The 25,964-nt window shown below is 61.7% G+C and carries 22 protein-coding genes; 6 read left to right on the top strand and 16 right to left on the bottom strand.

Translation table 11 applies throughout. The features are described 5' to 3' along the window. Nucleotides 1-153: 153 nt before the first annotated feature. The gene (locus GA0061100_RS04595) at nucleotides 154-582 is read left to right on the top strand and encodes an OsmC family protein (RefSeq protein WP_075851509.1); all 429 of its coding nucleotides are present in this window, start codon (nucleotides 154-156) and stop codon (nucleotides 580-582) included. A 182-nt stretch (nucleotides 583-764) separates the two neighbouring features. Here GA0061100_RS04595 and GA0061100_RS04590 read toward each other — a convergent pair whose 3' ends face one another. From GA0061100_RS04590 to GA0061100_RS04580, 3 genes are all read right to left on the bottom strand, one after another. Next, nucleotides 765-1,307, bottom strand: coding sequence for a carboxymuconolactone decarboxylase family protein (locus GA0061100_RS04590; RefSeq protein WP_075851508.1), 543 nt, complete (start codon nucleotides 1,305-1,307; stop codon nucleotides 765-767). A 24-nt stretch (nucleotides 1,308-1,331) separates the two neighbouring features. After that, nucleotides 1,332-2,678, bottom strand: coding sequence for an LLM class flavin-dependent oxidoreductase (locus tag GA0061100_RS04585; RefSeq protein ID WP_075851507.1), 1,347 nt, complete (start codon nucleotides 2,676-2,678; stop codon nucleotides 1,332-1,334). Nucleotides 2,679-2,815: 137 nt separating this feature from the next. Then, nucleotides 2,816-3,727: a LysR family transcriptional regulator gene (locus tag GA0061100_RS04580; RefSeq protein WP_075851506.1), complete on the bottom strand. Its 912-nt coding sequence runs from the start codon at nucleotides 3,725-3,727 to the stop codon at nucleotides 2,816-2,818. A gap of 122 nt (nucleotides 3,728-3,849) precedes the next feature. Between GA0061100_RS04580 and GA0061100_RS04575 the strand changes: the two genes are divergently transcribed. The 3 genes from GA0061100_RS04575 (at nucleotide 3,850) to GA0061100_RS04565 (ending at nucleotide 6,946) form a co-directional block, all read left to right on the top strand. Further along, a complete protein-coding gene (locus GA0061100_RS04575) occupies nucleotides 3,850-4,590 on the top strand; it encodes an SDR family oxidoreductase (RefSeq protein ID WP_075851898.1) in 741 nt (246 codons plus the stop codon). Nucleotides 4,591-4,676: 86 nt separating this feature from the next. Next, complete coding sequence (locus GA0061100_RS04570) at nucleotides 4,677-5,579, top strand: SDR family oxidoreductase (RefSeq protein WP_075851505.1); 903 nt, start codon at nucleotides 4,677-4,679, stop codon at nucleotides 5,577-5,579. Nucleotides 5,580-5,734: 155 nt separating this feature from the next. After that, on the top strand, nucleotides 5,735-6,946 hold the full coding sequence (locus GA0061100_RS04565; protein WP_075851504.1) for an adenylate/guanylate cyclase domain-containing protein: 1,212 nt from the start codon (nucleotides 5,735-5,737) through the stop codon (nucleotides 6,944-6,946). An 18-nt stretch (nucleotides 6,947-6,964) separates the two neighbouring features. On the opposite strand, the gene GA0061100_RS04560 is transcribed toward GA0061100_RS04565, so the two are convergent. From GA0061100_RS04560 to GA0061100_RS04525, 8 genes are read right to left on the bottom strand one after another with little or no spacing between them, the layout of a single operon-like run. Then, nucleotides 6,965-8,932 carry a 3-hydroxyacyl-CoA dehydrogenase NAD-binding domain-containing protein gene (locus GA0061100_RS04560; protein WP_075851503.1) on the bottom strand — a complete coding sequence of 656 codons (1,968 nt, stop codon included), beginning with the start codon at nucleotides 8,930-8,932 and terminating at the stop codon, nucleotides 6,965-6,967. Between the two features lie 22 nt (nucleotides 8,933-8,954). Beyond that, nucleotides 8,955-9,350, bottom strand: a complete 396-nt coding sequence (locus GA0061100_RS04555) for a RidA family protein (protein ID WP_075851502.1) — start codon at nucleotides 9,348-9,350, stop codon at nucleotides 8,955-8,957. Next, entirely contained in the window at nucleotides 9,328-9,759 is a 432-nt protein-coding gene (locus GA0061100_RS04550; RefSeq protein ID WP_075851501.1) for an acyl-CoA thioesterase, read from the bottom strand. Before GA0061100_RS04550 ends, GA0061100_RS04555 begins: the two co-directional genes overlap by 23 nt. An 8-nt stretch (nucleotides 9,760-9,767) precedes the next feature. Further along, nucleotides 9,768-10,955 (bottom strand): acyl-CoA dehydrogenase, encoded by a 1,188-nt coding sequence (locus tag GA0061100_RS04545; RefSeq protein WP_075851500.1) that lies wholly within the window; start codon nucleotides 10,953-10,955, stop codon nucleotides 9,768-9,770. 8 nt (nucleotides 10,956-10,963) lie between these two features. Continuing rightward, a complete protein-coding gene (locus GA0061100_RS04540; protein WP_075851499.1) occupies nucleotides 10,964-12,148 on the bottom strand; it encodes an acyl-CoA dehydrogenase family protein in 1,185 nt (394 codons plus the stop codon). Nucleotide 12,149: 1 nt separating this feature from the next. Continuing rightward, nucleotides 12,150-13,001 carry an enoyl-CoA hydratase family protein gene (locus GA0061100_RS04535; RefSeq protein ID WP_075851498.1) on the bottom strand — a complete coding sequence of 284 codons (852 nt, stop codon included), beginning with the start codon at nucleotides 12,999-13,001 and terminating at the stop codon, nucleotides 12,150-12,152. Nucleotides 13,002-13,004: 3 nt separating this feature from the next. Continuing rightward, nucleotides 13,005-13,784 (bottom strand): SDR family NAD(P)-dependent oxidoreductase, encoded by a 780-nt coding sequence (locus tag GA0061100_RS04530; RefSeq protein ID WP_075851497.1) that lies wholly within the window; start codon nucleotides 13,782-13,784, stop codon nucleotides 13,005-13,007. Nucleotides 13,785-13,791: 7 nt separating this feature from the next. Continuing rightward, nucleotides 13,792-16,110, bottom strand: a complete 2,319-nt coding sequence (locus GA0061100_RS04525) for a bifunctional salicylyl-CoA 5-hydroxylase/oxidoreductase (protein ID WP_075851496.1) — start codon at nucleotides 16,108-16,110, stop codon at nucleotides 13,792-13,794. 298 nt (nucleotides 16,111-16,408) lie between these two features. Here GA0061100_RS04525 and GA0061100_RS04520 point away from each other — a divergent pair, with 298 nt between their 5' ends. After that, nucleotides 16,409-18,049 carry an AMP-binding protein gene (locus GA0061100_RS04520; RefSeq protein ID WP_075851495.1) on the top strand — a complete coding sequence of 547 codons (1,641 nt, stop codon included), beginning with the start codon at nucleotides 16,409-16,411 and terminating at the stop codon, nucleotides 18,047-18,049. Between the two features lie 13 nt (nucleotides 18,050-18,062). Here the strand turns inward: GA0061100_RS04520 and GA0061100_RS04515 are convergent, their stop codons facing one another. The 5 genes from GA0061100_RS04515 to GA0061100_RS04495 all read right to left on the bottom strand — a co-directional run bounded on the left by GA0061100_RS04515 (nucleotide 18,063) and on the right by GA0061100_RS04495 (nucleotide 23,426). Continuing rightward, entirely contained in the window at nucleotides 18,063-18,911 is an 849-nt protein-coding gene (locus tag GA0061100_RS04515) for an ATP-binding cassette domain-containing protein (protein WP_075851494.1), read from the bottom strand. Then, nucleotides 18,908-19,780: an ABC transporter ATP-binding protein gene (locus tag GA0061100_RS04510; RefSeq protein ID WP_075851493.1), complete on the bottom strand. Its 873-nt coding sequence runs from the start codon at nucleotides 19,778-19,780 to the stop codon at nucleotides 18,908-18,910. Before GA0061100_RS04510 ends, GA0061100_RS04515 begins: the two co-directional genes overlap by 4 nt. Beyond that, the gene (locus GA0061100_RS04505) at nucleotides 19,777-20,670 is read right to left on the bottom strand and encodes an ABC transporter permease (protein ID WP_083961268.1); all 894 of its coding nucleotides are present in this window, start codon (nucleotides 20,668-20,670) and stop codon (nucleotides 19,777-19,779) included. The genes GA0061100_RS04510 and GA0061100_RS04505 overlap by 4 nt, the downstream gene beginning before the upstream one ends. After that, nucleotides 20,663-21,670: an ABC transporter permease gene (locus GA0061100_RS04500; RefSeq protein WP_075851492.1), complete on the bottom strand. Its 1,008-nt coding sequence runs from the start codon at nucleotides 21,668-21,670 to the stop codon at nucleotides 20,663-20,665. The genes GA0061100_RS04505 and GA0061100_RS04500 overlap by 8 nt, the downstream gene beginning before the upstream one ends. Nucleotides 21,671-21,890: 220 nt before the next feature. Beyond that, nucleotides 21,891-23,426: an ABC transporter substrate-binding protein gene (locus GA0061100_RS04495; protein ID WP_075851491.1), complete on the bottom strand. Its 1,536-nt coding sequence runs from the start codon at nucleotides 23,424-23,426 to the stop codon at nucleotides 21,891-21,893. 378 nt (nucleotides 23,427-23,804) lie between these two features. Here GA0061100_RS04495 and GA0061100_RS04490 point away from each other — a divergent pair, with 378 nt between their 5' ends. Beyond that, nucleotides 23,805-25,958 carry a thiamine pyrophosphate-dependent enzyme gene (locus GA0061100_RS04490; protein ID WP_075851490.1) on the top strand — a complete coding sequence of 718 codons (2,154 nt, stop codon included), beginning with the start codon at nucleotides 23,805-23,807 and terminating at the stop codon, nucleotides 25,956-25,958. Nucleotides 25,959-25,964: the final 6 nt, after the last annotated feature.

The raw sequence follows: 25,964 nt of genomic DNA, 5'->3' as shown, positions 1-25,964 counted from the left end.
GCACTTTTCCTGGAATTGCTCTAAGAGCCTGTAACCATTTGGTGGCTTAACTGGCTGGAAGACGCAAGGGGCGGGAACTGCAATTGTGTCCCGCGCGATGAATCCCTATGTAGAGGGAGAGAGTTTCCCGCTTTTATTTCAAGGATTTTCGACATGGCCGAACTGAAAGTGAAGACGAGGCAGACGGGTGCTACCGCCACGGTCGGCCGCACTGGTTTTCCGCATGTGACCTCGGTGACGGGCGGCGAGATCGACATCGTGACCTCACCGTCGCAGCCCGGTTTCAACCCGCTCGATCTGCTCTATTCTTCGCTGTCGGCCTGCCTGGTTCTTAGCGCCCGCATGGCGGCGAGCAGCCTCGGCGTGCTCGACAAGCTTACCGAAGTCACCGCTGTCGTCACAGGCGAAAAGGCCACAGAAGGCCTGTCCCGCGTCGAGAAATTCAACATCGCCTTCACCATCAAGGGCGATTTCGGCGATGAAATCCGCAATGCCATCGCGCATGCCGCCGAGGATGAGATCTGCACGGTGAGCAACACGATCCGCGGCAATCCGCAGTTTTCGACGACGATTTCTGGGTGAGTTTTGGATTGGGTGGTGAAAGCCCCTCATCCGCCCTGTCGGGCACCTTCTCCCCGTTTTGACGGGGAGAAGGGGATAGCTGCACCAGCGCCGTCCCTCTTTTGCTGCAGAGTTAAGCGAGTTACCGGAATAGTCCCCTCTCCCCGCGTGCGGGGAGAGGGCTAGGGTGAGGGGCTACTTCGTCACTTCGCCGGAAACTCAAATCCTTCAAGATAAGGCCCAAGCTCTGGATCGATATCCACCTTCACGGCATTGTTGTAGATCGCCGTCGCGATCATGATGCCGGCGAAGGCGACGAGGTTGGCAAGCGTCGGCTCGTCGTAGCGTGCCTTCAACCGCGCCCAGATCTCCTCTGGAATGGCATTGGAATCCCTGGCAATTGCTTTCCCGAATTCGATCAGCAGGGCTTCGTCTTCTGTCGGGACGATCGTTTCTGGCGTCAGGCCGGCATTGATGAGTGCCCGCCGGAAGAAACCGACCGGGATGATCGAGCGGCATTCGATCGCGATGGCATGGCAAAGCAGCCAGACGGCGCGATCGTCGAGCTCCGGGCGCAGCTCTTCGCGCAGGGGAAACCATTCCGCATAGATCCGATGTGCGACAGGCGAGTGCAGCAATGTCCGCTTCATGTTGGTCATGCGGCCGCGCAGCTGCACTTCGCGATCGTGCTCGGCGCGCACGGCGTCGGAAGCGGTCTCATAGTCGATCGGCGTGATATGGCTCATGTCAGTCTCTTTTGCTGGGCTCTCTTACTGCGCGGCGTCGGCGGCAGCCTTGAAAAAGCGGTTTTCCGGGCGCGGCAGGCCGAGGTGTTCGCGCAATGTCGTGCCTTCGTAGTCGCGACGGAAGATGCCGCGGCGCTGCAGCTCTGGAACAACGCGGGTGGTCACGTCAAGCAGACCTTGAGGCAGGAAGGGGAAGACGACGTTGAAACCGTCGGAGCCTTCCTCATGCAGCCACCGTTCCATCTCGTCGGCAATGCTCTCAGGCGTGCCGACGAAGGCGAGGCCGGCATAGCCGCCGAGACGCTGGGCAAGCTGGCGTACGGTGAGTTTTTCGGCTTCGGCAAGCGCGATGACGCGTTCGCGGCCGCTCTTGCTGGCATTGGTCTCCGGAATCTCTGGCAGCGGGCCGTCCGGATCGAATTTGGATGCATCGTGTCCCAGCGCGATCGATAGGGATGCAATCGCGCTATCGTAATGCACGAGGCTGTCGAGCTTTGCTCGTTTCGCCTTCGCTTCCTCGATCGTGTCGCCGACGACGATGAAGGCGGCGGGCAGGATCTTCAGATGATCCGGGTTGCGGCCGATCGCCTTCATTCGTCCCTTGATATCGGCGAAGATCGACTTGCCGTCCGCCAGATTGCGGGGCGCTGCGAAGACCGCTTCTGCGGTTTCGGCGGCGAGCTGGCGGCCCGCATCCGATTGCCCTGCCTGCACGATCACGGGCCAGCCCTGCGGCGGGCGGGCGATGTTGAGCGGGCCGCGAACGCTCAGCTCCTCGCCCTTGTGCCCAAGCACATGCATCCGCTCCGGATCGAAGAAGATGCCGCTTTCGGCGTCGTGGAGGAAAGCGTCATCGGCAAAACTGTCCCAGAGGCCGGTGACGACATCGTAGAATTCGCGGGCGCGATGGTAGCGCTCGCCATGTTCCATATGCTCTTCCAGGCCGAAATTGAGGGCAGCATCGGGATTGGAGGTGGTGACGATGTTCCAGCCGGCACGACCGCCGCTGATGTGGTCGAGCGAGGCGAAGCGGCGGGCGATATGATAGGGCAGGTCGAAGGTGGTGGAGGCAGTGGCGACGAGGCCGATCCGGTCGGTGACGGCAGCGAGCGCCGAAAGCAGGGTGAAGGGCTCGAAGGAGGTCACGGTGTGGCTGCGCTTCAGAGCCTCGATCGGCATATTGAGGACAGCCAGGTGATCGGCCATGAAGAAGGCGTCGAATTTCGCCTTTTCCAGTTCCTGCGCGAAGCTCTTGATATGCTGGAAATTGAAGTTGGCGTCCGGATAGGCGCCAGGATAACGCCAGGCACCGGTATGCAGGCTGACGGGACGCATGAAGGCCCCGAGCTTCAATTGCTTCTGTTCGGTCATCGGCTCTCTCTCGAAAATCGTCAGGCTGTCACGACGTCCAAACGGCATCGCCAGCGCAATGATGCATTACGACGTAGGCGTGCCGGCCGCACATTCAAAGAGCCGATTTCGTTTATTTGATCGCTTTCGCAGAATATTCATCCGGCTAGCATTTCCGGGCTGTTCTGCCTGGCGAAAACCTTGGTGAGCCAATCTATGAACACCCGAACCCGTGGCGAAAGCTGGCGGCTGCGCGGATAGAGCATCGAGACAGGCGTTTGCGTCGGCGGATAGTCCTGAAGAACATGCAGCAGCTCACGTGATCGCAATGCTTCCTCGGCGTGGTAGCGCGGGACCTGGATCAGGCCGAGGCCGAGCTTGGCGGCGGCGAAATAGCTCTCGGCCGCGTTGACGGAAATGGTCGCCGGCAGGGTGATTTCGCGCACGGCGCCGTCGATCTGGAATTCCAGCGGCAGCAGCCCGCCCGTTGCGGACGAACGGAACCCGACCATGCGATGGCCGTCGAGTGTGTCGGGATGGGCTGGTATGCCGAAACGTTCGATATAGGTAGGTGCCGCCAGCGTCACTTCCTCCAGCATGGCAACGCGGCGGCCGATCATGTCGCTATCCTGCAGCGTGCCGACGCGCAACACGCAGTCGATCCCCTCGCGGATGAGATCGACGAACCGGTCGCCCTCCGTGATCTGCAATTCGATATCGGGGTAGGTTTCGAGGAAGGACGGTAGGTTCGGCAGGACGAAGTGCCGGGCGAGCGTTCCATGGACGTCGACGCGCAGCACCCCCTTCGGCTTTGCGCCGGCAAAGGCGCCTTCGGCGTCCTCGATATCCGAAAGGATACGCAGGCAGCGCTGGTAATAGGCTTCGCCATCGAGCGTCGGGCTGACATGCCGCGTCGTTCGCTGCAGCAGGCGTATGCCGAGCCGAGACTCGAGCTGCTTGATGGCATCCGTCACCGTCGAGCGGGGTAGGCCGGTGTCTTCGGCCGCCAGCGTGAAACTGCGCCGCTCCACGACCCGGCAGAACACGCGCATGGCATCGAATCGGTCCATATTATTTGTTCGCTAATTTCGGATAGTGATGCCGATTTATGGCCGATTATCCGCCTTGGGAAAAGGGGCATCTTCTCCTCATCGAAACGCGCTGCGGCGCAATCCAACGAAGGATGAGGAAAATGAGCAGCAATTCCAAAAAGGTAGCGATCGTAACCGGCGCATCCCGCGGCATTGGCGCAGCGATCGCCGAGCGCCTGGCCGAGGACGGCTTCACCGTTGTCATCAACTATTCCGGCAGCGAGGCCGCCGCCGAGGAGCTCGCCCGCAAGATCGAGGAAAAGGGCGGCAAGGCGCTGACCGCGAAAGCCGATGTTTCCGATGTCGAGGCCGTGCGTCGCATGTTCGATGCGGCCGAAGCAGCCTTCGGCGGCGTCGACGTCCTCGTCAACAATGCCGGCATCATGCAGCTTGCCAAGATCGCCGATGCCGACGACGCACATTTCGACCGTCACATCGCGATCAACCTCAAGGGTACGTTCAACACCCTGCGCGAAGCCGGCAAGCGCCTGCGCGACGGCGGCCGTATCGTCAACTTCTCGACGAGCATCGTCGGCCTCAAGCTCGAAACCTATGGCGTCTATGCCGCGACGAAGGCAGCGGTCGAGCTCATGACCGGCATCATGGCGAAGGAGATGCGCGGCCGCTCGATCACGGTCAATGCGGTTGCTCCCGGCCCGACAGCCACCGATCTGTTCCTGAACGGCAAGAGCGATGAACTCATCGACCGTATGGCCAAGATGAACCCGCTGGAGCGCCTTGGCACGCCCCAGGACATCGCCGCCACCGTTTCCTTCCTCGTCGGCCCGGACGGCGGCTGGATCAACGGTCAGACGCTGCGCGCCAATGGCGGCATGATCTGAGCCAACGAGGCGGCAGGTAGTGCCTGCCGCCGACCTCCCATCGCATCAATCGTCAACAATGGCCAATCCAGTAAAGGAACACGACCATGAGCAAGCAAGTCATCGTAATCACTGGCGCGTCGAGCGGCTTCGGCGCTCTGACGGCACGCGCTCTCGCCAAGGCAGGGCATACGGTCTATGCGGGCATCCGCGAAACCCAAGGGCGCAATGCGGCGCAGGTCGAGGCGGCAGCGGCATTTGCAAAGGAGAGCGGCGTCGATCTTAGAACCGTCGAGCTCGATGTCGCATCGGACGCGTCGGTGGAAGCCGGCATTGCCGCCGTCATCGCCGGGCAGGGCCGCATCGACACCATCATCCACAATGCCGGCCATATGTCCTTCGGCCCGGCCGAGGCCTTCACGCCGGAGCAGTTCGCCGAACTCTACGACATCAACGTGCTCAGCACCCAGCGCGTCAATCGCGCCGTGCTGCCCCACATGCGCAGGCAAGGGAAGGGGCTGGTCGTGTGGGTCTCCTCGTCCAGCACGCGCGGCGGCACGCCGCCCTACCTCTCGCCTTACTTCGCAGCCAAGGCCGCCATGGATTCGCTTGCCGTATCCTACGCTTCCGAGCTGACACGCTGGGGCATCGAGACCGCCATCATCGTTCCCGGCGCCTTCACGAAGGGGACAAACCACTTTGCCCATTCCGGCTCACCGGCCGACAAGGTGCGCGCCGCCGAATATGACAACGGTCCCTATGCCGGCGTTCCCGACCTGGCGTTGAAGGGGCTGGCCTCGCTGGAACCGGCCGATGCCGATGCAGCCTCGGTTGCCGCCGCAATCGTCGATGTCATCGATATGCCGTTTGGCACTCGGCCGTTGCGTACCCATATAGATCCTTCAGAGGATGGCGCAGAGATCGTCAACGGTGTTGCCGACCGGGTTCGCGCAGAGCTCTTCCGGCGCATCGGTCTGGAGGATCTCTTGAAGCCACACGCAAAGGCCTGAGGCTCGCGCTCATCCCTCGAACGTGTCAAATCGCCGCTTCTGTGCCACAGAAGCGGCGATCTCTTGCGTGCATCAGGGCTATTTTGCGTTGTACAGCATTCCAAGCCTTAGATTTTCGTACTAAAGCGATTCCTTCAGAGGGTCGGGAGATATCCATGGACGCGAAGGACATTGGCGAAATTGCCAGCTGGCTCATGCAGGCCGGCCTCAAGGGTATGACGGAAGTCGATATCCTCTCGGGTTTCTGCGAGCAGTGCTGTCTGCATGGCCTCAAGCTTGATCGGGCCATGGCGCTGATGGATACGCTGCACCCGGTCTATGAGGGCCGCGCCTTCCGCTGGGACGGCAATCAGGTGATCGAACGCGAGTTCGAATATGGCCCGTCTCATCAGGGGATCGCCTCCGAAAACTGGCAGCGTTCCGCCTTCTATCACATGCTGACGACCGGTGACGACGAGGTGCGTCGGCGGATCGGCTTCGGAGAACCGACGGATTTCTACGGGCTCGACACGCTGCTGGCTGACGGCCACACCGACTACATCGCCATGATCCACCGCTTCGAAGAGGGTGGTACGATCGGTGAGATGGATTGCTTCTATTCCAACTTTGCCACGGCAGCCGAAGTGGGTTTCCCGGAGGAGGATTTACGCGTGCTGCGTAAGCTGACGCCGGCGCTGGCGTTGGCAATTAAATGCACCGGCATGAGCCGCATCGCCCGTACCATTGCCGAAGTCTATCTCGGCGAGGATGCGGCTCGACATGTGCTTGAAGGCAAGATAACCCGAGGTAAGACGGAGCGCATCTCGGCGGCCCTCTGGTTTTCCGATCTCGCCAACTACACGCGCATCTCGGATACGGCGGAGCCGGACGAAATCATCCCGATGTTGAATGCTTATGCGGATGCAGTCATCTCCTCGATCCACGAGGCGGGCGGCAATGTGCTGAAGCTGATCGGCGACGGTACGCTGGCGATCTTCAAGGCCCGGAATTCCGCCGATGCCTGTGCTGCTGCGCTGATGGCGGAATCGCTGTTGCGTCAGCGGCTGCGCGATCTCAATTCGCAGCGTCAGATCGAAGGCAGGCCCGTGACCGAGGTCTATCTCGGCCTGCACATCGGCGATGTCTTCTATGGCAATATCGGCAGTATGGACCGGCTGGATTTCACCGTCATCGGTCCTGCAGTCAACGAGGTCAGCCGCATCGCCTCGATGTGCCGGTCGGCCGACCGCAACATTCTGATGTCGGCGAATTTCGTCGAGGCATTGTCAGGTCAGCAGAGCAATGATCTTGTCTCCGTCGGCCGTTACGCGCTGCGCGGCGTCAAGCGGCCGCAGGAACTGTTTACACTGCTCTCTTCGGCCGCCTGATAGTCTGAGCAGCCGTTTTCAGCGACGTCCTGCTGCAAACATCGGTCCGCCCTTGCTTGAAGGGAAGCCATAACCGTTGATCATGACGAGGTCGATATCGCTCGCGCGTGCGGCGATGCCTCGCGAAAGCAGGGCGTTGCCTTCATCGACCATGGCCTTCAACAGGCGGCTGACGATTTCGTCTGCGGTGAAGCGCTTCGGCACGATGTCCTTCTCGGCGCGGGCGGCGTCGATCATCTCGGTCACCGTTGGATCGACGGTACGCTTGCCGTCGGGATAGGCGTACCAGCCAAGGCCGGTCTTCTGGCCGAAGCGGCCGGCTTCGCAGAGCCGGTCGGCGATGACGACATAGCGCTCGGCCGGATCGCGGGTTACGGCCTGCCGCTTGCGGCGCGCCCAGGCGATCTCCAGACCGGCCATGTCGAAGACGGCGAACGGCCCCATCGGGAAACCGTAGGCTTCCAGAGCTGCATCGATTTCCTGTGGGGAGGCGCCATCCTCGACCATGTATTCCGCCTCGCGGCGATAGGCGGAGAAGATGCTGTTGCCGATGAAGCCTTCCGTGACGCCGGAGACGATCGGCAGCTTGCCGAGCCGTTTTGCGAGGCCAAGAGCTGTTACCAGCACGTCCGGCGCCGTCTTCTTGCAGTTCACCACTTCCAGCAGCCGCATGATGTGAGCCGGCGAGAAGAAATGCAGGCCGACAATCCGTTCGGGCCGCTGTGTTGCGGCGGCGATAACATCTGGGTCGAGATAGCTGGTATTGGTCGCAAGGATCGCATCGGCGCGAACGATCGTATCGAGGCGCTGGAAGAGTTCGGTCTTGACGGCGAGATCGTCGAAGACAGCTTCGATAATTATGTCGGCCTGCGCCAGTTGCTGCATGTCTGCCGTGACGGTCAACCGGCTCACGCGGTCCTCACGACCGGCAGCGTCGAGACGGCCGGATTGCACGGCCTTGTCGAGCAGACCTGCGATCCGGTCGCGGCCCTTTGCTGCCGCTTCGGCATTCTGCTCGACGCCGATGACGCGGTAGCCGCCGTTGAGTGCTGAGACGGCGATGCCCGAGCCCATCAGGCCCGTGCCGACGATGCCGACGGTTTCGATCTTGCGCGGGGCAACGGCCTCCAGTCCCTCAACCTTGCCGGCGGCGCGCTCCGCGAAAAAGACATGGCGCAATGCTGCGGCCTCTTCGCTGTCGCGAAGCGCGATGAAGGTACGGCGTTCCTCCGCCAGCCCCTCCGAGAATGGAGCGGTTGCGGCGAAACGGACGAGACGGACGGCCTCGGCGGGTGCGCGCTGGCCGCGCGCCTTGCGCAATGCGTCCGCTGCGGCCTTGTCGACGGCTTCGAGCGTTTCCGAAGGGACGGACAAAGGGCCGGTACGGCGCAAGCTGGAGGCGTCTATTGCCTTGATGTCCGCGATGGTGTCGATGAGCAGCGCACCGCCTGATACGCCATCGATGATGCCGAGTTTCAGCGCCTCGGCGGCGGATATGATGCGGCCATTGGCGATCATATCGATGGCGGCGGCGATGCCGGTGAGCCGGGGCAGGCGCTGCGTGCCGCCGGCACCCGGCACGATGCCGAGCTTGACTTCGGGAAGGCCGAGCTTCGCAGTCAGCGCGGCGAGGCGGCGGTGGCAGGCAAGCGCCACTTCCAGGCCACCACCGAGCGCCACCCCATTGATCGCGGCGACAACCGGCTTCCCAAGGGCTTCGATGCGGGAGATGACATCAGGAAGATGCGGCTCGATCGGCGGCTTGCCGAATTCCTTGATGTCGGCGCCGCCGATGAAGCTGCTGCCCGCTCCGGTCAGTACGACGCCGGCGACATCCGCACTCTGTTCGGCATGATCGAACGCGGCCATCAGGCCGGCCCGGACATCCGCCGAGAGCGCGTTGACGGGCGCGTTGTCGATGGTGACGACAAGGATCCCGTCGGCCAGCGCCGCCGAGATGGTGTCCGAAAAGCGCAATGCCGACATAATGTTCCCCGCCTGTCCGATGTTACTCCGGGATGACCGCGGTCGCCTGGATCTCGATCTTGGCGCGATCCTCGACGAGAGCGACCACCTGCACCGCAGCCATGGCCGGGAAGTGCCGGCCGATGATCTCGCGATAGGCCTGGCCGAGCCCCTTCAGGTTGCCGAGATATTCCTGCTTGTCGGTGAAGTACCAGGTCATCGATGTGATGTGCTTCGGCTCGGCGCCCCCTTCGGCGAGGATGGCGACGACATTCTTCAATGTCTGGCGCACCTGTTCGACGAAATCGTCGCTTTCGAATTCGCAGGCGGCATTCCAGCCGATCTGACCGCCGACGAACACCGTGCGGCCCGTCGCCGCTACGCCATTGGCATAGCCGATCGGCTTGGCCCAGCCTTCAGGTTGCAGGATGGTGTGCATCGGTCGTCTCCAGATGAGAGGTCAGCGCAGCGCGGATGTCATCCGGCCATTCCATTGATGTATGCGTATCGAGCGAGGTGGCGACGACACGGTGTCTGGCCGTCCACAGCACATGGCCGTTTGCCGAGACCTGATGTTCCAGATCGAGCGAGGAGCGGCCGACGCCGTGCACTGAAAGCACGAATTCGAGGTCGTCGCCCTGCAGGCCGGGTTTCACGAAGGTCAGGTCGAGCCGCACGGTGGGGACACCGATGCGGCGGTCGTCGATCAGCTTTCGCCAGGGAAAGCCGATCGAGGCGAAATAGTCTTCCAGCACCCCGACGAGGATGTTCAGATACGAGGGGAAATAGGCGATCCCGGAGGGATCGCAATCTCCAAAACGCAGGGGTCTGGTGGTCTTGAACGCCAAGGCGGGCCTCAGTTCGAAAAAGCGGCAATGCCGGTGATGGCGCGGCCGAGGATGAGGGCGTGGATATCGTGCGTGCCCTCATAGGTGTTGACCACTTCGAGGTTGACGAGATGGCGCGCAATGCCGAACTCATCCGAGATACCGTTACCACCCAGCATGTCGCGGGCGGCGCGAGCGATATCCAGCGCCTTGCCGCAGCTGTTACGCTTGAGGATGGAGGTGAGTTCCACCGGCGGATGACCTTCTTCCTTCATGCGGCCGAGACGCAGGCAGCCCTGCAGGCCGAGCGTGATCTCGGTCACCATGTCGGCAAGCTTCTTCTGGATCAGCTGGTTGGCGGCAAGGGGACGGCCGAACTGCTTGCGGTCGAGCACATACTGGCGCGCCTTGGCGTAGCAATCCTCGGCGGCGCCGAGCGCACCCCAGGCAATGCCGAAACGTGCGGAGTTGAGGCAGGTGAAGGGACCCTTGAGGCCGGATACGTTCGGCATCAGGTTTTCTTCCGGCACGAAGACATTATCCATCACGACTTCGCCGGTGATAGATGCGCGCAGGCCCACCTTGCCGTGGATGGCGGGGGCGGACAGGCCCTTCCAGCCCTTTTCGAGGATGAAGCCGCGGATGAGGCCATCCTCGGTCTTGGCCCAGACGACGAAGACATCGGCGATCGGTGCGTTCGAGATCCAGGTCTTGGCGCCGGTGAGGCTGTAGCCGCCGTCGACCTTCTTTGCGCGCGTGACCATCGAGCCGGGATCGGAGCCGTGGTTCGGCTCAGTGAGGCCGAAGCAGCCGATCCATTCGCCGGTTGCGAGTTTCGGCAGGTACTTCTGCTTTTGCGCTTCCGAGCCGAAGGTTTCGATCGGCACCATGACGAGCGACGACTGAACGCTCATCATCGAGCGGTAGCCGCTGTCGACGCGTTCGACTTCGCGGGCTATCAGGCCGTAGGCGACATAGCTGAGGCCGGCGCCGCCATATTCCGGGGAGATCGTCGGACCAAGCAAGCCGAGCTCACCCATTTCGCGGAAGATCGCCGGATCGGTCTTTTCGTGGCGGAAAGCATCAAGGACGCGGGGCGCGAGCTTTTCCTGTGCGTAGGAATGCGCGGTATCCAGCACCATGCGTTCGTCGTCGCTCAGCTGCTCGGTCAGCCGGAACGGGTCTGCCCAGTCAAAAATCTCGCGGCTCATGTGCATATCTCCCATCAATTTGTTTTAAGAAGTTCGCGCGCAACGATGAGTTTTTGAACTTCAGTCGCACCTTCATAGATGCGAAGCGCGCGGATCTCCCGATAGAGTTTTTCCGTTATCTCGCCCGATTTCACGCCGCGTCCGCCAAAGAGCTGGACGGCGCGGTCGATGACGCTTTGCGCGGTTTCCGTCGCCGTCATCTTGGCCATGGCTGCTTCGCGCGTCGTCGGCAAGCGCTGCACGTCTCGACGCCAGGCTGCCCGATAGGTGAGCAATGCCGCCGCGTCGATGCCGGTCGCCATATCGCCGAGGGCGGCCTGCGTCAACTGAAGGTCGGCAAGGGCGGCGCCGAACATCGGACGTGCGCGTGCGTGCGCCAGCGATTCATCCAATGCCCGGCGGGCAAAGCCGAGGCCTGCAGCGGCGACCGAGGCGCGGAAGATATCGAGCGTGCGCATGGCGATCTTGAAGCCTTCGCCAGCTGCGCCGAGACGGCGCGACGCGGGAATGCGGCAGTTCTCAAAACGGATCGTTGCCAGCGGATGCGGCGCGATCACCTCGATGCGTTCGGCAATCGAGAAGCCGGGATCGTCGGCAAAGACGACGAATGCGGATATGCCGCGGGTTCCAGGCGCTTCGCCGGTGCGGGCGAAGACGGTGTAGACGTCGGCAATGCCGCCATTGGAAATCCAGGTCTTCTCGCCATCGAGGACATAGTGGTCGCCGTCAAGACGGGCGGCGCAGCTCATCGCGGCCACATCGGAGCCGGCATCCTTCTCCGACAGCGCGAAAGCAGAAAGCCAATCGCCCGAGCGCACCTTGGGCAGAACGGCCGCGCGCAACTCGGGCGAACCGGACAGGCCGATGGCGCCGGTACCGAGGCCTTGCATGGCAAAGGCGAAATCGGCAAGGCCATCATGCCAGGCGAGCGTTTCGCGGGCGAGGCAGACCATGCGGGAATCGATCAGCGGTTCGCTGTCCGACGAGCCAGTCGCGGCGGTCAGAAGCCCGGCTTCGCCCAGCGCCTTGACCAGCTTGCGGCACGCGCCATCGACATCGGCGTGATCGATCGAAGCCATGAAGCCTGACTTTGCGAAAGCATCGACTTCGGCAGCGTAGTGATGATGACGCTCTTCGAAGAAGGGCCAATCCAGATGATCGCGGGTCGGGCCGGGGAGGCTGCTTGACGTTGATACCACCTTAATCCCCCTGGAATTCCGGTCGGCGCTTGGCGGCGAAGGCTTCGAAGGCGCGACGGAAATCCTGTGTCGCCATGCAGATCGCCTGTGCCTGCGCTTCGGATTCGATCATCTCCTCGATGCCCATCGCCCATTCCTGGTTCAGCATCGTCTTGGTCATGCCATGGGCGAACCAGGGACCATCGGCCAGCGAGCGGGCGAGCCTGACCGCTTCAGCTTCCAGATCGGTGCTGGAGTGCAAGCCGTTATAGAAGCCCCAGGCCTGTCCTTCCGCTGCCGTCATCGAGCGGCCGGTAAAGAGAAGCTCGGCGGCGCGGCCCTGGCCGATGATGCGGGGCAGGATGCCGCAGGCGCCCATATCGGCGCCGGCCAGACCGACACGGGTAAAGAGGAAGGCCGTCTTTGCTTCCGGCGTTGCCAGCCTCAGATCCGAGGCCATCGCAAGGATCGCGCCGGCGCCGGCGCAAATGCCGTCGACCGCCGTGATGATCGGCTGCGGGCATTTGCGCATCGCCTTGACGAGGTCGCCGGTCATGCGGGTGAAGGCCAGAAGCTCCGGCATCGCCATGCGGGTCAATGGTTCGATGATTTCGAAGACGTCGCCGCCGGAGGAAAAATTGCCGCCGGCGCCGGTCAGTACGATGGCGCGGATATCGGAGGCATAGGCGAGGTCGCGAAAGAGATCGCGCAATTCGGCGTAGCTGTCGAAGGTCAGCGGGTTCTTACGCTCGGGACGGTTCAGGCGGATGGTGGCGACGCGGCCGTCTTCGCCGACATCCCAGAGGAAATGCTCCGGCTTATAATCCTTGAAGGGCTTCAGGTGACCCTTCACCGTCATATCTAGATCACTCATCCCTCAAACCTCCCCACCGGCAACCGCTATTGCCTGTCCATTGATCGATGCCGCGGCCGGTGAGGCGAGCCAAAGCACGGCGTCGGCGACCTCTTCCGGCTTGACGAGCCGTCCCTGCGGATTGGATTTCGTGAATTCGCCCAGCGCCTGCTCGACCGTGCGCCCGGTCTTGGCGACGATCGTCTCGATCGAACGCTGGATGATCGGCGTATCGGTGAAACCGGGGCAGACGGCATTGACCGTGATGCCGGTTTTCGCCAGTTCCAGCGCCAGCGAGCGGGTCAGCCCGACGACGCCATGCTTGGCGGCCACGTAAGCCGAGACGTAGCCATATCCCTTCAGACCAGCCGTCGAGGAGATGTTGATGATGCGCGCGCCGTGGCCGCGGGCTTTCAGGTCGGGAAGGGCTGCCTGCGTCACCACGAAAACACCCGTCAGGTCCACCGAGAGGACGTGGTTCCAGGCCTCAAGACTTGTCTTCTCGAAAGGCGCGCTCGGCGCTTCGCCGGCGTTGTTGATGAGAATATCGACGGGGCCGAATTTTTCGCGCGCTTTGGCAAGACCTTGGGCTACGGCTTCGGGGTTGGTGACATCGAAGCCATCGATCACGAAAGCATGCGCGCCGATCTCGGCGGCAACCGCTTCCAGCGGCTCTCTGCGACGACCGGCGAGGCTGACATGCGCACCTTCAGCGGCAAGCGCCCTGGTGATCGCGGCACCAATGCCGCTGCCGGCCCCGGTGACGAGGGCGTGACGGCCGGCGAGTTTGCCCGAAGTCGTCATCTCATCCTCATTTCGCTGGTGCTGCGGTGGCTGCACGGGCGAGGTTGGTTTCATACTGAGTCTTGCCGGAAAGATATTGCTTCGGCCAGGGAATGGAAGTCAGGCCGATCTTGGCGGCTTCATGCAGCGACCAGGCCGGGTCCGCCAGATGCGGGCGGGCGACGGCGCAGAGATCGGCGCGGCCGGCGGCAATGATCGAATTGGCATGATCGGCCTCGGAGATCGCACCGACTGCAATCGTCGGGATGCCGATTTCGTTGCGGATCTTGTCGGAGAAGGGCGTCTGGAACAGGCGGCCGTAAACGGGCTTTTCCTGCTTGGAGACCTGGCCCGAAGAGCAATCTATGAGGTCGGCGCCGGCGTCTTTGAACATGCGGGCGAAGATCGCCGCATCTTCCGGCGTGTTGCCGCCGTCCGTCCAGTCATGGCAGGACAGGCGGATCGAGATCGGCTTGTCCGCCGGCCAGATAGCGCGGATCGCATGGAAGATTTCAAGCGGGTAGCGCGCGCGGTTTTCATGGCTGCCGCCATATTCGTCGTCGCGCAGGTTGGTCAGCGGCGACAGGAAACTCGACAGCAGATAGCCGTGAGCGCAGTGCAGCTCCAGCCAGTCGGCGCCGGTCTCGACCGCCAGTTCCGTCGAACGAATGAAATCGGCCTTGACGCGCGCCATATCGGCGCGATCCATGGCCTTTGGCACCTGGCTGTTCTTGAGGTAGGGAACGGCTGAGGCGGAGATCAGCGGCCATTCGCCTTCGGCCAACGGCTGGTCGATGCCTTCCCAGGCAAGTTTCGTCGCACCCTTGCGTCCGGCATGGCCGATCTGGATGCCGACTTTGGCGGCACTGCTCGTATGAACGAAGTCGACGAGCCGCTTCCACTGCGCCGCCTGCTCCTCGTTCCAGAGCCCGAGGCAGCCGGGGGTGATGCGGGCATCCGGGGTGACGCAGGTCATTTCCGCGAAAATCAGGCCGGCGCCGCCAAGCGCGCGCGAGCCGAGATGGATGATGTGGAAATCGTTCATCACGCCATTCTCAGCCGAATACATTGCCATCGGCGAGACGACGATGCGGTTGACGAGCTTGATATCGCGCAGCTGGTAAGGCGTGAACATCGGCGGCAGGCAGCGATCGTTGCCGACGGCAAGGCCGGATTTCTCGGCGAACCAGCGCTCATAGCCTTCGAGCCAGGTCTTGTCGCGCAGCCGCAGATTTTCGTGGCTGATGCGCTGCGATCGGGTCAGCATCGAATACATGAATTGCGGCGGCTCGAGCGTATCCGCGTAACGGCGGCCGACGACCTCGAACCATTCCATCGCATTGCGGGCGGCATTCTGGATGCGGGCGACGTCGACGCGGCGGATTTCCTCATAGGTTTCAAGGACGGCCGGTATCTTGTCCTTCTCGTGCCCGTGGATCTGGAATTGCCGGGTCAGTTCGATCGCGTCGTCGATGGCAAGCTTGGTGCCGGAACCGATAGCGAAGTGGGCGGTATGGGCTGCATCGCCCATCAGCACGACATGGGAGTTGCCGTTGAAATGGCTCCACTTGCCGCAGATCAGGCGGTTGAAGTTCAACCAGGCCGAGCCACGGATATGGCGGGCGTTGGTCATCAGCGAGGCGCCTTCGAGCACTTCGGAGAACAGGTTTTCACAGAAGGCGATGGAGCCGTCCTGATCCATCTTGTCGAGGCCGTGGGCGAGATAGGCTTCTTCGGTCGTCTCGACGATGAAGGTCGAGGTCTTGTCGTCGAACTTGTAGATGTGCGCCTGGAACCAGCCGTGATCGGTGCGGCGGAAATCAAAGGTGAAGGCGTCGAACAGCTTGTTGGTACCGAGCCAGATATAGCGGTTCGGCCGGGTGATCATATCCGGCTGGAAGATCTCGGGATAATGATTGCGGATCTTCGAATTGAGGCCGTCCGAACCGATCACGAGATCGGCGTCCGGATAGTCGAGATCGGAATTGACGTCGGTTTCGAAGATCAATTCGACATCCAGCGCCTCACAGCGCTTCTGCAGGATGTTCAGAAGCTTCTTGCGGCCGATGCCGACGAAGCCGTGGCCCGATGTGCGCTGGCGCGTGCCCTTGAACAGGACTTCGATATCATCCCAATGGTTGAAGGCGTCTTCTATTTCGGCCGCGCTCTCCGGGTCCCATTCGCGCATCGAAACCATGGTCGCGTCGGAGAAGACGACACCCCAGCCGAAGGTGTCATAGGGGCGATTGCGCTCGACGACGCGGATCGAATGTTCCGGATGGAGCTTCTTCATCAGAAGCGCGAAGTAGAGCCCTGCAGGGCCGCCGCCGATACAGACGATGCGCATCGCTTTTCCCTCCTCTTCAGGCCGGAGCCGATCTCGAAATCATTTAAACTTAAAATATCTCGTCACGGCCATTCGTCAAGGGTTTTTCCGCCGGCATAGACGGCCGACCGGTGGCCACATTACCACGAAAACTGGAAATTATCTTTTTGAATCAATGGAAGATCAAAAATATTTTAGGCTTAAAATTTCTTGCTTGAACATTGCGGGCTTCGGTGCGATCTTTTTCGCAACGCTACACGCGCTGCGGGGGAACCAGCGATGATGGCGATTTGATCGATAGGAATGCGGGAGCGAAGCAATGCTTGGACCGACCGGTCATACCGATACATTCACGCGAGACAATCTGCCGCCATTCGACGAATGGCCCGAACTGCTGATGGATGGTTTCGACTATCCGGAATGGCTGATGGATGGTTTCGACTATCCGGAATGGCTGAATGCCGGCTTCGAACTCAGCGACCGGATGGTCGAGAAGGGGTTTGGCGACAATGTAGCTCTGATCGGCAATGGCCGCCGCCGCACGTATAAGGAATTGGCGGACTGGACCAATCGCATCGCGCACGCGCTCATCGAGAATTTCGGCGTGAAGCCCGGCAATCGCGTTCTCATCCGCTCCGGAAACAACCCCGCCATGATCGCCTGCTGGTTGGCGGTAACAAAGGTCGGTGCCGTTGCGGTCAACACCATGCCGATGCTCAGAGCAGGCGAGCTTTCCAAGGTTATCGACAAGGCGGAAATTTCGTTTGCGCTCTGCGATACAAGGCTGCTGGAAGAGCTCGTGGCGGCGGCTAAGGACAGCCGCTTCCTGAAGCAGGTCGTCGGCTTCGACGGCACCGCCAATCACGATGCCGAATTGGACCGCATTGCGCTGAATAAGCCGGTTCGTTTTGAGGCGGTCAAAACCGGTCGGGACGATGTGGCGCTGCTCGGCTTCACCTCGGGATCGACCGGCGTGCCGAAGGCGACGATGCACTTCCATCGCGATATCCTGATCATAGCCGATGCCTACGCCAAGGAAGTGCTGCAGGTGACGCCTGATGATGTTTTCATCGGTTCGCCGCCGATCGCCTTCACCTTCGGTCTCGGCGGTCTGGTTGTGTTCCCGCTTCGCTTCGGCGCATCGACGGCCTTGCTGGAAAACGCCTCGCCGAAGAACATGGTCGAGATCATTCAGGAATATGGCGCGACTATCAGCTTCACCGCACCGACGGCCTATCGCGCCATGCTGGCGGCCATGGAGGAGGGGGCGGATCTTTCCTCGCTGCGCATTGCGGTTTCCGCCGGCGAGACGCTGCCGGGGCCGATTTTCGAGGAGTGGACGCGCAAGACGGGCAAGCCTATCCTCGATGGCATCGGCTCGACCGAGATGCTGCATATCTTCATCTCCAACCGGCTGTCGGACGCCAAGCCGAAGAGTACAGGCAAGCCGCTGACGGGCTATGAAGCCCGTATCGTCGATGATGAGATGAACGAGGTTCCGCGCGGCACGATCGGCAAGCTTGTCGTTCGCGGCCCGATCGGCTGCCGATATCTCGCCGACCACAGGCAGGCCGACTACGTGCGTAACGGCTGGAACCTGACGGGTGACAGCTTCATTCAGGACGAGGACGGTTACTTCCATTTCGCCGCGCGTTCCGACGACATCATCCTTTCGGCCGGCTACAATATTGCCGGGCCGGAAGTGGAGGCCGCACTTCTCTCCTATGCCGACGTGCTGGAATGCGCAGTCATCGGCAAGCCGGACGAGGAGCGGGGCCATATCGTGCAGGCGCATGTGGTGCTGGCTGCTGGCGTCATCGGATCGGATCTGCTGGTCAAGGCACTGCAGGACCACGTGAAGGCCCTGATCGCACCCTATAAATATCCGCGATCCATCGTCTTCGTCGAAGCCTTGCCAAAGACGGAATCGGGCAAGATACAGCGCTTCCGCCTCAAGTAGCGGAAAAGCCTTTTCAGGCGGCATCCTCTTGTCCTGCATCGCGACCGAGCCAGTTTGGGTCGATCTCCGGCAAGGGAATGGCATCGAGCAGCATGCGCGTATAGGCGGAGGCGGGTGCGGTGAAGACGCGCTCGCAATCGCCTTCCTCTTCGACGCGGCCGTGACGCAGGACGTAGACGCGGTCGCAGACGGCGCGGATGACCGAGAGGTCGTGGCTGATGAAGGCCATGGACAGGCCGAGATCGCGCGAAAGTTCTTTCAGGAGATTAAGCACCTGCGCCTGGGTCGAGACATCGAGGCCAGAAACGATTTCGTCTGCCAGCACGAAATCCGGCTTCAGCAGGGCAGCCCGGGCGATGCCGATGCGCTGGCGCTGGCCGCCGGAAAGCTCGTGCGGATTGCGGTCGAGACATGTTTGCGGCAGCGTCACCCGCTCGAGGATTTCTGCGACACGTTTCTCTGCGTCTTTCCGATCAGAAGCGAGTTTGTGCAGAAGCAGCGGCTCGACGAGGATGCGGCGGATGGTGTGGCGTGGATTGAGCGAGGCCATCGGGTCCTGGAAGATCATCTGCATGCGGCGACGCAACGGCCGTATCTCGGCATCCGGCAGATGGGTGATGTCCCTGCCGTCGACATGGATAGTGCCCGCATTTACTTCGATCAGTCGCAACAAGGCGCGGCCGAGCGTCGTCTTGCCCGAGCCGCTCTCACCGACGATACCGATCGTTTCACCGCGGCGGATATCGATATCGACGCCGTGCAGCACCTTGATGCCATGGCCCGGCGGTCCGAAAAGGTGCGGCTTGGCGCCGTAGGTTACCTCGATTCCACGAGCTGACAGGAGATTGTCGGAAACACTCATCGGCCGCCCTCCGGAATGCCGATCTCGCGGCGCAGTTGCTCGAAGACGGCTTGTGGAACCGGCGTCAGCCCGGCATCCGGCCGGTCGTAGCGTGGGCCGGCGGCAACGAGCGATTTCGTGTAGATATGTTTGGGGTGGGCGAGCACCTCGCTCGTGCGGCCCGCTTCGATGACCTTGCCAGCGTATAGCAGGGTCACGCTGTCGCAGATCTGCGCGACGACACCGAGATCGTGCGTGACGAAGATGACAGCGGTGCCATGTGCTTCCTGCAGGCCGCGGATCAGCCGCAGGATCTGCTTCTGCACGGTAACGTCGAGCGCCGTGGTCGGCTCGTCGGCAACGACCATTTTCGGCTCGAGTGCGAAGGCGGCGGCGATCAGGATGCGCTGCCGCATCCCCCCGGACAATTCATGAGGATAGGCGCGCAGCACGCGCTCGGGATCGCGGATGTGGACTTCTTCCAGCAGCTTCAGCGCCCGCAGTCGAGCATCGCCTGATGACATGCCCCGTTTCAGTCGCAGGCCGTCGGTCAGCTGCGCCTCGATGCGGCGGCCGGGGTTGAGTGCCGTTTGCGGATCCTGCGGAATCAGCGAGATATCGCTGCCCATGATGCCGCGCAACTCCTTGGCTGAGAGAGTGAGGAGATCGCGGTTTTCGAACAGGATCGATCCGCGCGTGATGCGGACGCTGCGCGGCAGGATGTCGAGCAGCGCCTTGGCGATGGTCGATTTTCCGGCACCGCTTTCGCCGACGAGCCCGCGCACTTCGCCACGCTCCAGCGTCAGAGAAACGTCGCGCAGGATCGGCGCGCCGCCGTCGCGGTCGGATACGGCGCTGAGGCCGGCAATGGAAAGGAGTGGAGATGTCATCGGCGCATCACCGGATCGAGGGCGCGGCGCAGGCCGTCGCCGAGTTGATTGAAGGCAAGCACCGTCGCAAAGAGCGCGATCAGCGGCACGACCAGCACCCACCAGCCCTGATAGATCATCTGCCGCCCCTCGGCGATCATGCCGCCCCAGGTCGGCGTATCGGAGGCGACCGAGAGGCCGACGAAGGACAAGATCGCTTCGACGATGACGGCGATACCCATTTCCAGGCTGACGAGGGCAATCAGCACCGGCGTCACGTTGGGCAGGATTTCGCTGAAGAGGATTCTGGCGCGCGAAAAGCCGATGGTATGAGCTGCGGTGACATAATCCATACGCGCCTGTGCCTGCGTTTCCGATCGCACGACGCGACAGAAGCGTGTCCAGTCGATGATGACGATGGCGGCGATGACCGAATGCACACCGGAGCCGAAGACGGCGACGAGCAAGATCGACAGCAGCACCGGCGGAAAGGCCATCCAGATATCGACGAGGCGGGAGATCACCTTGTCGATCCAGCCTCCGTACCAGCCGGCGAGGAGGCCGAGCAATGTGCCGATCAATGCCGCAAGCCCGGCCGCGACGAAGGCGACGGTGAGCGCGATGCGCGTGCCGAAGATGGCGCGGGACAGCACATCGCGGCCAAGATCATCCGTGCCCAGCAGGAAGCCGGGGTCGGACCCCTCGATCCATGCCGGCGGTAGGGTGCCGGACATCAGATCCTGCTCCAGCGGGTCCTTCGGCGCGATGTAAGGCGCGAAGATCGCGAGGATCAGGAGGATGAGAATGAAGCCGCCGCCGAAGATCACCTTCGGCTCGGACAGCAGCGCCCGGATGCGTTTCGTCATTCTGGAGGGCGAGCGCGGCATGGCGGGCGAGGTGACGTCAGCCATGGGCGAGCCTCGGATTGAAGGCCGCGACCAGAAGATCGACCGCCAGATTGACGACAATGAAGAGGGCGCCGAAGACCAATACCAATCCTTGGATGAGCGGCAGGTCGCGGTTGATGACGGCGTCGATCGCCATATTGCCGATGCCGGGATAGGCGAAGATGCGTTCGACGATGACGGTGCCGCCGATCAGGAAGGTGAATTGCACGCCGGTCAGCGCGATGGTCGGGCCGACGGCATTGCGCAGCGCCTCCTGCAGCACCAGCCGCAGCTCCGACATGCCCTTCAGCTTGGCGAGCAGGATATAGTCCTGCACCATGGTCTCGGAGAGTGCGGCTTTCAGCACGCGGGCGATGATGGCCGCGAGCGGCAGGCCAAGCGCCAGAACCGGCATGACCATATGCGCGCAGATATCGGCGAAGATCGCAAAGCGAAGTGTCAGCAGGCTTTCGAGGAGATAGAAGGGGGTCGCAAACTGCGCGTCGATGCTCGGATCGATGCGGCCGGAGAGCGGGAAGAGCGGAAAGAGAACGCCGAGGACGAGAACCAGTGCGAGAGCCCAGACGAAATCAGGCACGGCAAGGAAAAGGCCGTTCAGGCTGTCAATGACAGGCTCGAAAATCGTGCGGCGCGCAAGCGTGCCGACGATGGCGACGGCGCCGCCGAGCAGAACCGCCAGCGCCAATGCAGCGAAAGCCAGTTCCAGCGTTGCGGGGAGACGCTCTCCCAGCAGGGACAGCACATCGCGCTTCAGGGAGATCGATGTCCCGAAATCCCCCGTCAGGACTGCCTTCAACCACAGCCAGAATTGCGTGGTCAGGCTCGCATCGAGCCCGTAATGGGCGCGAAGTGCGGCGATGTCGGCGGGACTTGCACCCGGCGAGATCATCATCGCGATCGGATCGCCCGGCACGACGCGCAGCAGGACGAAGACGATCACCGCCACTCCGAAGAGGGTGACGGCGGCCATGACTAGCCGGTTGAGAATGGAGACTGCTATCATGCGTTTTGAGTTCCGATCGCATGTGCTGACTGTAACATAGAGCGTGCCGGCCCCTCATCCGGCCTATCGGCCACCTTCTCCCCGTTTTGACGGGGAGAAGGGGAAAGAGGCACCTGCAGCCTACCCCTAACGACTTGTTCCGGCGAGGATACAGAGGTCGTTCCCTCTCCCCGCTTGCGGGGAGAGGGCTAGGGTGAGGGGCAAGGCCACAAGAACGGCACTAAGCCTTCGACACCAGCGTCGGCTGCAGGGCGCCGGAGACGTTCGGCGTGACCTTGAGGCTCGATTTGTAGACGATCGGCTGGGCATATTGCAGCAGCGGGATCACATAGCCCTGTTCGGCGATATACTTGATCGCTGCCTTCCAGCCGGCAATACGCTTTGCCTCGTCCTTTTCGACCCAGAGCGGCCCCAGCATGTCGTCGACATCCTTGGTCTTCCAGGCGGAGTGCGGCGAGGGGCCGAACATGGCAAAGCCGGTCGAGGTCGTCGGATCGCCGATGGCGTTGCCCCAATTATAGAAGGCGGCCGGGCCAAGCTGGTGGGCGGCGCGCAGCTCGTAGTGCTTGGCGATTTCATAGACTTCGATTTCAGCCTGGATACCGACCTTGCGCCACATGCCGACGATCGCCTGGATCATCTCATAGTCCTTCGGCTTGAAGCCGCGGGTCGTCTTGATGCCGAATTTCACCGGCTTTTCCGGCGAATAGCCGCTGGCCGCGAGCAGCTTCTTGGCCTGTTCCGGGTCATAAGGAATCTTCACGGAAGCGTCGTAGGCCTCGTATTCCGGCGCTTCCAGCGTCGACAATGGCTTGCCGTAGCCGCGCAGGAGCCGCTTGATGATCGCGTCCTTGTCGATCGCCATATTGGCGGCGAGGCGGACGTTCTTGTCGAGCATCGGATCGACATTGCTGATGAAGATCATGCCGATGTCGGAGATCGGGGTCGCAACGCCTGATAGCCCTGACTTCTTCTTCAGTCGGTCGAAATCCTCGTAGGGGATTTCCAGCGTCACATCGGACGAGCCGGATTCGATTTCCGCCACACGGCTCGTCGTATCCGGCACGAATTTGAAGATAACGGTGTCGAAGGCCGGCTTGCCGCCGAAATAATTCGGGTTTGCCTTCAGGCGCAGATAGGAATTGCCCTCATAGGCATCCACCATATAGGGGCCGGTGCCGATCGGCTTCTTCTCGAAGCCCTGCGCGCCCACCTTGGTGTAATAGTCCTTCGGCAGGATATAGCCGGTGAGGAAGGCCATCCATTTGAAATAGGTAGGCTCGAAGCGGACGACATCGCCTGTAATGCGATTGCCTTCGACCTTGTAATTGTTGGCGGTCGACCAGATGAACTGGATCGGGTTGCCGGTGTCCTGCTTGGCGGCGCGCTCCAGCGACCAGACGACATCGTCTGGGGTGAACTTGGAGCCGTCGTGCCAGGTCACGCCCTCGCGGACGTCCATCCAGACCTTGGTCTTGTCGTCGTTCCAGCCCCAGGCCGTCAGCAGGCCCGGCTGGAATTTCAGATCCGGTCCCTGGCCGATATACTGATCGAAGATCGAGCGATAGATCGCCTGGATCGTCGGGTTGACGGCGGACGGACCGGTCGTCGGGTCGAAGGATGGCAGGTTGACGTTGAATGCGATGGTCAGCGTGCCGGCTTCGGCAGCTTCGACAGGCGTTCTGCCTGCGAGAATTCCAGTCATGAATGCGGCTGCGCCGAGGCTCAGGGCCTCGCGCCGAGTAAGCGTTGTCATGGTCACTCCGTTCCCCTGTTAAGCGACAGAAAAGCGTGACGCTCAACTGCCGCTGGCGATTTATTGTCGGAATGTTTTAATCTTAAAATACATATTTTGGAGCGGCAAGCGCTTTCTCTGGTGCTTCCGCAAAATCCCGGCCTCCATTCCTCGACCGACTTTGCAGGTTCGCACAAATTTTATGCATGCGCATATATCTAGCTGTTGAACCTATGCAGCGACCAACGATGTCTCACCGTCGCGCAATGTGCTCGTGCAGCCGATATCGCAAACTGCGGCGGTAAAATCGCATAATTGTTCGTTGACAGTTCAAGGAAGTTCAAAATATGATTTTGCAAATGATTTAAAGCAAGCCCACAAGGGCAAAGGGGTAACGTCATGGCCGAGCGATCGTTTGCGCGCGAGGTCGAGGATCTGAAGCTCGGGGAAGGTGATATCTTCCGCGGCGAGGGTATTCTCGCGATCACCAAGGCACTTCTACAGTCCGGTGTCTCTTATGTCGGCGGCTATCAGGGCTCGCCGATTTCGCATCTCATGGACGTGCTGGCAGACGCCAAGGACGTGATGCAGGATTTGGGCGTTCATTTCGAGACATCGGCATCGGAAGCGGCTGCCGCCGCCATGCTGTCCGCCTCCGTGATGTATCCGGTGCGCGGCGCCGTTACCTGGAAATCGACGGCCGGCACGAACGTCGCCTCGGATGCACTTTCCAACCTGTCTTCGGGCGGGGTGACGGGCGGCGCGCTCATCATCATCGGCGAGGACTATGGCGAGGGTTCCTCGATCATGCAGGAGCGCAGTCATGCCTATGCGATGAAATCGCAGATGTGGCTGCTCAATCCGCGCCCGAACCTGCCCTCGATCGTTCAGGCGGTTGAGGAAGGGTTCGAGCTTTCGGAAGTATCCAACACGCCGGTCATGCTGCAGGTGGGTATTCGCAGCTGTCATGTGCACGGTCAGTTCGTTGCCAAGGACAACCAGCGGCCTGCCTATACGCTGAAGCAGGCGCTTGAAAATCCGATTCGCGACGTCAATCGCATCGTGCTGCCGCCAGCCTCCTTCATGCACGAGAAGGAGAAGCTGGAGAAGCGCTGGCCGGCTGCCGTCGACTTCATCAGGAAGCGTCAGCTCAACGAGTATTTCGGTCCTTCGGAAGGCGAAGTCGGCATCATCCTGCTTGGCGGCATGTATAACGGTGTGCTGCGCGCGCTGCAGCAGCTCGGGCTTGCCGATGTCTACGGCAATTCAGCCGTGCCGCTTTACGTCCTCAATGTCGCCTATCCGCTTGTTGATGACCAGATCGCCGAATTCTGCGCCAACAAGAAGGCGGTGCTGATGGTGGAGGAGGGGGCGCCTGAGTATATCGAGCAGTCCCTCAATACCATCCTGCGCCGCCGCGACATCCAGACCAAGGTCGCGGGCAAGGATGTCCTGCCCATGGGCGGCGAATATACCGCCCCCGTATTGATGAAGGGCATCAAGAATTTCCTGGAAGTTCACCAGCGCGTGCTGCTCGGCAATCAGCCGCCGCTGCCGGACCCGACGCCGATCCTCAACGATCCGAAGATCAAGGCGTTGGCCGAAGTGGTGCCACCGCGCCCGCCCGGTTTTTGTATCGGCTGTCCCGAGCGGCCGATCTTCGCTGCCTTGAAGATGGTGGAGAGCGAGCTCGGCCAGCATCACATATCAGGCGATATCGGCTGTCACCTCTTCTCCATCCTGCCGCCCTTCAACATCGGCAGCACGACCATGGGCTATGGGCTCGGGCCGGCTGCCGCATCTGCCTTCAACGTCGAGGCCGACAAGCGGGTGATCTCGGTCATGGGCGATGGCGGCTTCTGGCACAACGGCCTTGCGACGTCGGTCGGCAATGCCGTCTTCAACAAGCAGGACGGCGTTATCCTCGTCGTCGACAACTACTATTCGGCGGCGACCGGCGGCCAGGACATACCGTCCTCACGTGCGCTCAATCCGCGCCGCAAGACCAACAATTCCATCGTCAATGCGGTCAAGGGCATCGGCGCCACCTGGGTGCGCCAGATCGACAGGACCTATGATGTCGCCAAGATGCGCGACACGCTGCGCGAGGCGCTGACATCCAAGGAGCCGGGACCGAAGATCATCGTCGCTTCCTCGGAGTGCATGCTCAACAAGCAGCGTCGCGTGAAGCCGCAATTCGCCAAGGCCGTCAAGGACGGTAAGCGCATGGTCAAAGAGCGCTTCGGCGTGGACGAAGACGTCTGCACCGGCGATCACGCCTGCATCCGCCTTTCCGGCTGTCCGTCGCTCTCCGTCAAGCATACCGACGACCCGCTGAAGGACGATCCGGTGGCGGCGATCGACAATAATTGCGTTGGCTGCGGCAATTGCGGCGAGGTCTCGGAGGCGGCGGTGCTCTGTCCCTCCTTCTATCGTGCCGACATCATCCATAATCCGACGGGTTGGGATCGCTTCGTCGCCCGCATGCGCTCGGGCATTATCGGCTGGCTGCAGGCGCGTCGCCGTGCCGGTCGCATCGTCTTTTCGGATTGAGAGGGC

The organism is Martinezella hainanensis, assembly GCF_900094555.1.
Lineage (GTDB): Bacteria > Pseudomonadota > Alphaproteobacteria > Rhizobiales > Rhizobiaceae > Rhizobium > Rhizobium hainanense.
The sequence above is the reverse complement of the archived record's forward strand: the minus strand, read 5'-3'. Positions and strand labels throughout refer to the sequence as shown.

What these genes read in the sequence shown, in the direction of transcription:
- GA0061100_RS04595 (WP_075851509.1), top strand. Translation starts at nt 154, where the DNA reads ATGGCCGAACTGAAAGTGAAGACGAGGCAGACGGGTGCTACCGCCACG.
- GA0061100_RS04590 (WP_075851508.1), bottom strand. Translation starts at nt 1,307, where the DNA reads ATGAGCCATATCACGCCGATCGACTATGAGACCGCTTCCGACGCCGTG.
- GA0061100_RS04585 (WP_075851507.1), bottom strand. Translation starts at nt 2,678, where the DNA reads ATGACCGAACAGAAGCAATTGAAGCTCGGGGCCTTCATGCGTCCCGTC.
- GA0061100_RS04580 (WP_075851506.1), bottom strand. Translation starts at nt 3,727, where the DNA reads ATGGACCGATTCGATGCCATGCGCGTGTTCTGCCGGGTCGTGGAGCGG.
- GA0061100_RS04575 (WP_075851898.1), top strand. Translation starts at nt 3,850, where the DNA reads ATGAGCAGCAATTCCAAAAAGGTAGCGATCGTAACCGGCGCATCCCGC.
- GA0061100_RS04570 (WP_075851505.1), top strand. Translation starts at nt 4,677, where the DNA reads ATGAGCAAGCAAGTCATCGTAATCACTGGCGCGTCGAGCGGCTTCGGC.
- GA0061100_RS04565 (WP_075851504.1), top strand. Translation starts at nt 5,735, where the DNA reads ATGGACGCGAAGGACATTGGCGAAATTGCCAGCTGGCTCATGCAGGCC.
- GA0061100_RS04560 (WP_075851503.1), bottom strand. Translation starts at nt 8,932, where the DNA reads ATGTCGGCATTGCGCTTTTCGGACACCATCTCGGCGGCGCTGGCCGAC.
- GA0061100_RS04555 (WP_075851502.1), bottom strand. Translation starts at nt 9,350, where the DNA reads ATGCACACCATCCTGCAACCTGAAGGCTGGGCCAAGCCGATCGGCTAT.
- GA0061100_RS04545 (WP_075851500.1), bottom strand. Translation starts at nt 10,955, where the DNA reads ATGCACATGAGCCGCGAGATTTTTGACTGGGCAGACCCGTTCCGGCTG.
- GA0061100_RS04535 (WP_075851498.1), bottom strand. Translation starts at nt 13,001, where the DNA reads ATGAGTGATCTAGATATGACGGTGAAGGGTCACCTGAAGCCCTTCAAG.
- GA0061100_RS04530 (WP_075851497.1), bottom strand. Translation starts at nt 13,784, where the DNA reads ATGACGACTTCGGGCAAACTCGCCGGCCGTCACGCCCTCGTCACCGGG.
- GA0061100_RS04525 (WP_075851496.1), bottom strand. Translation starts at nt 16,110, where the DNA reads ATGCGCATCGTCTGTATCGGCGGCGGCCCTGCAGGGCTCTACTTCGCG.
- GA0061100_RS04520 (WP_075851495.1), top strand. Translation starts at nt 16,409, where the DNA reads ATGCTTGGACCGACCGGTCATACCGATACATTCACGCGAGACAATCTG.
- GA0061100_RS04515 (WP_075851494.1), bottom strand. Translation starts at nt 18,911, where the DNA reads ATGAGTGTTTCCGACAATCTCCTGTCAGCTCGTGGAATCGAGGTAACC.
- GA0061100_RS04510 (WP_075851493.1), bottom strand. Translation starts at nt 19,780, where the DNA reads ATGACATCTCCACTCCTTTCCATTGCCGGCCTCAGCGCCGTATCCGAC.
- GA0061100_RS04505 (WP_083961268.1), bottom strand. Translation starts at nt 20,670, where the DNA reads ATGGCTGACGTCACCTCGCCCGCCATGCCGCGCTCGCCCTCCAGAATG.
- GA0061100_RS04500 (WP_075851492.1), bottom strand. Translation starts at nt 21,670, where the DNA reads ATGATAGCAGTCTCCATTCTCAACCGGCTAGTCATGGCCGCCGTCACC.
- GA0061100_RS04495 (WP_075851491.1), bottom strand. Translation starts at nt 23,426, where the DNA reads ATGACAACGCTTACTCGGCGCGAGGCCCTGAGCCTCGGCGCAGCCGCA.
- GA0061100_RS04490 (WP_075851490.1), top strand. Translation starts at nt 23,805, where the DNA reads ATGGCCGAGCGATCGTTTGCGCGCGAGGTCGAGGATCTGAAGCTCGGG.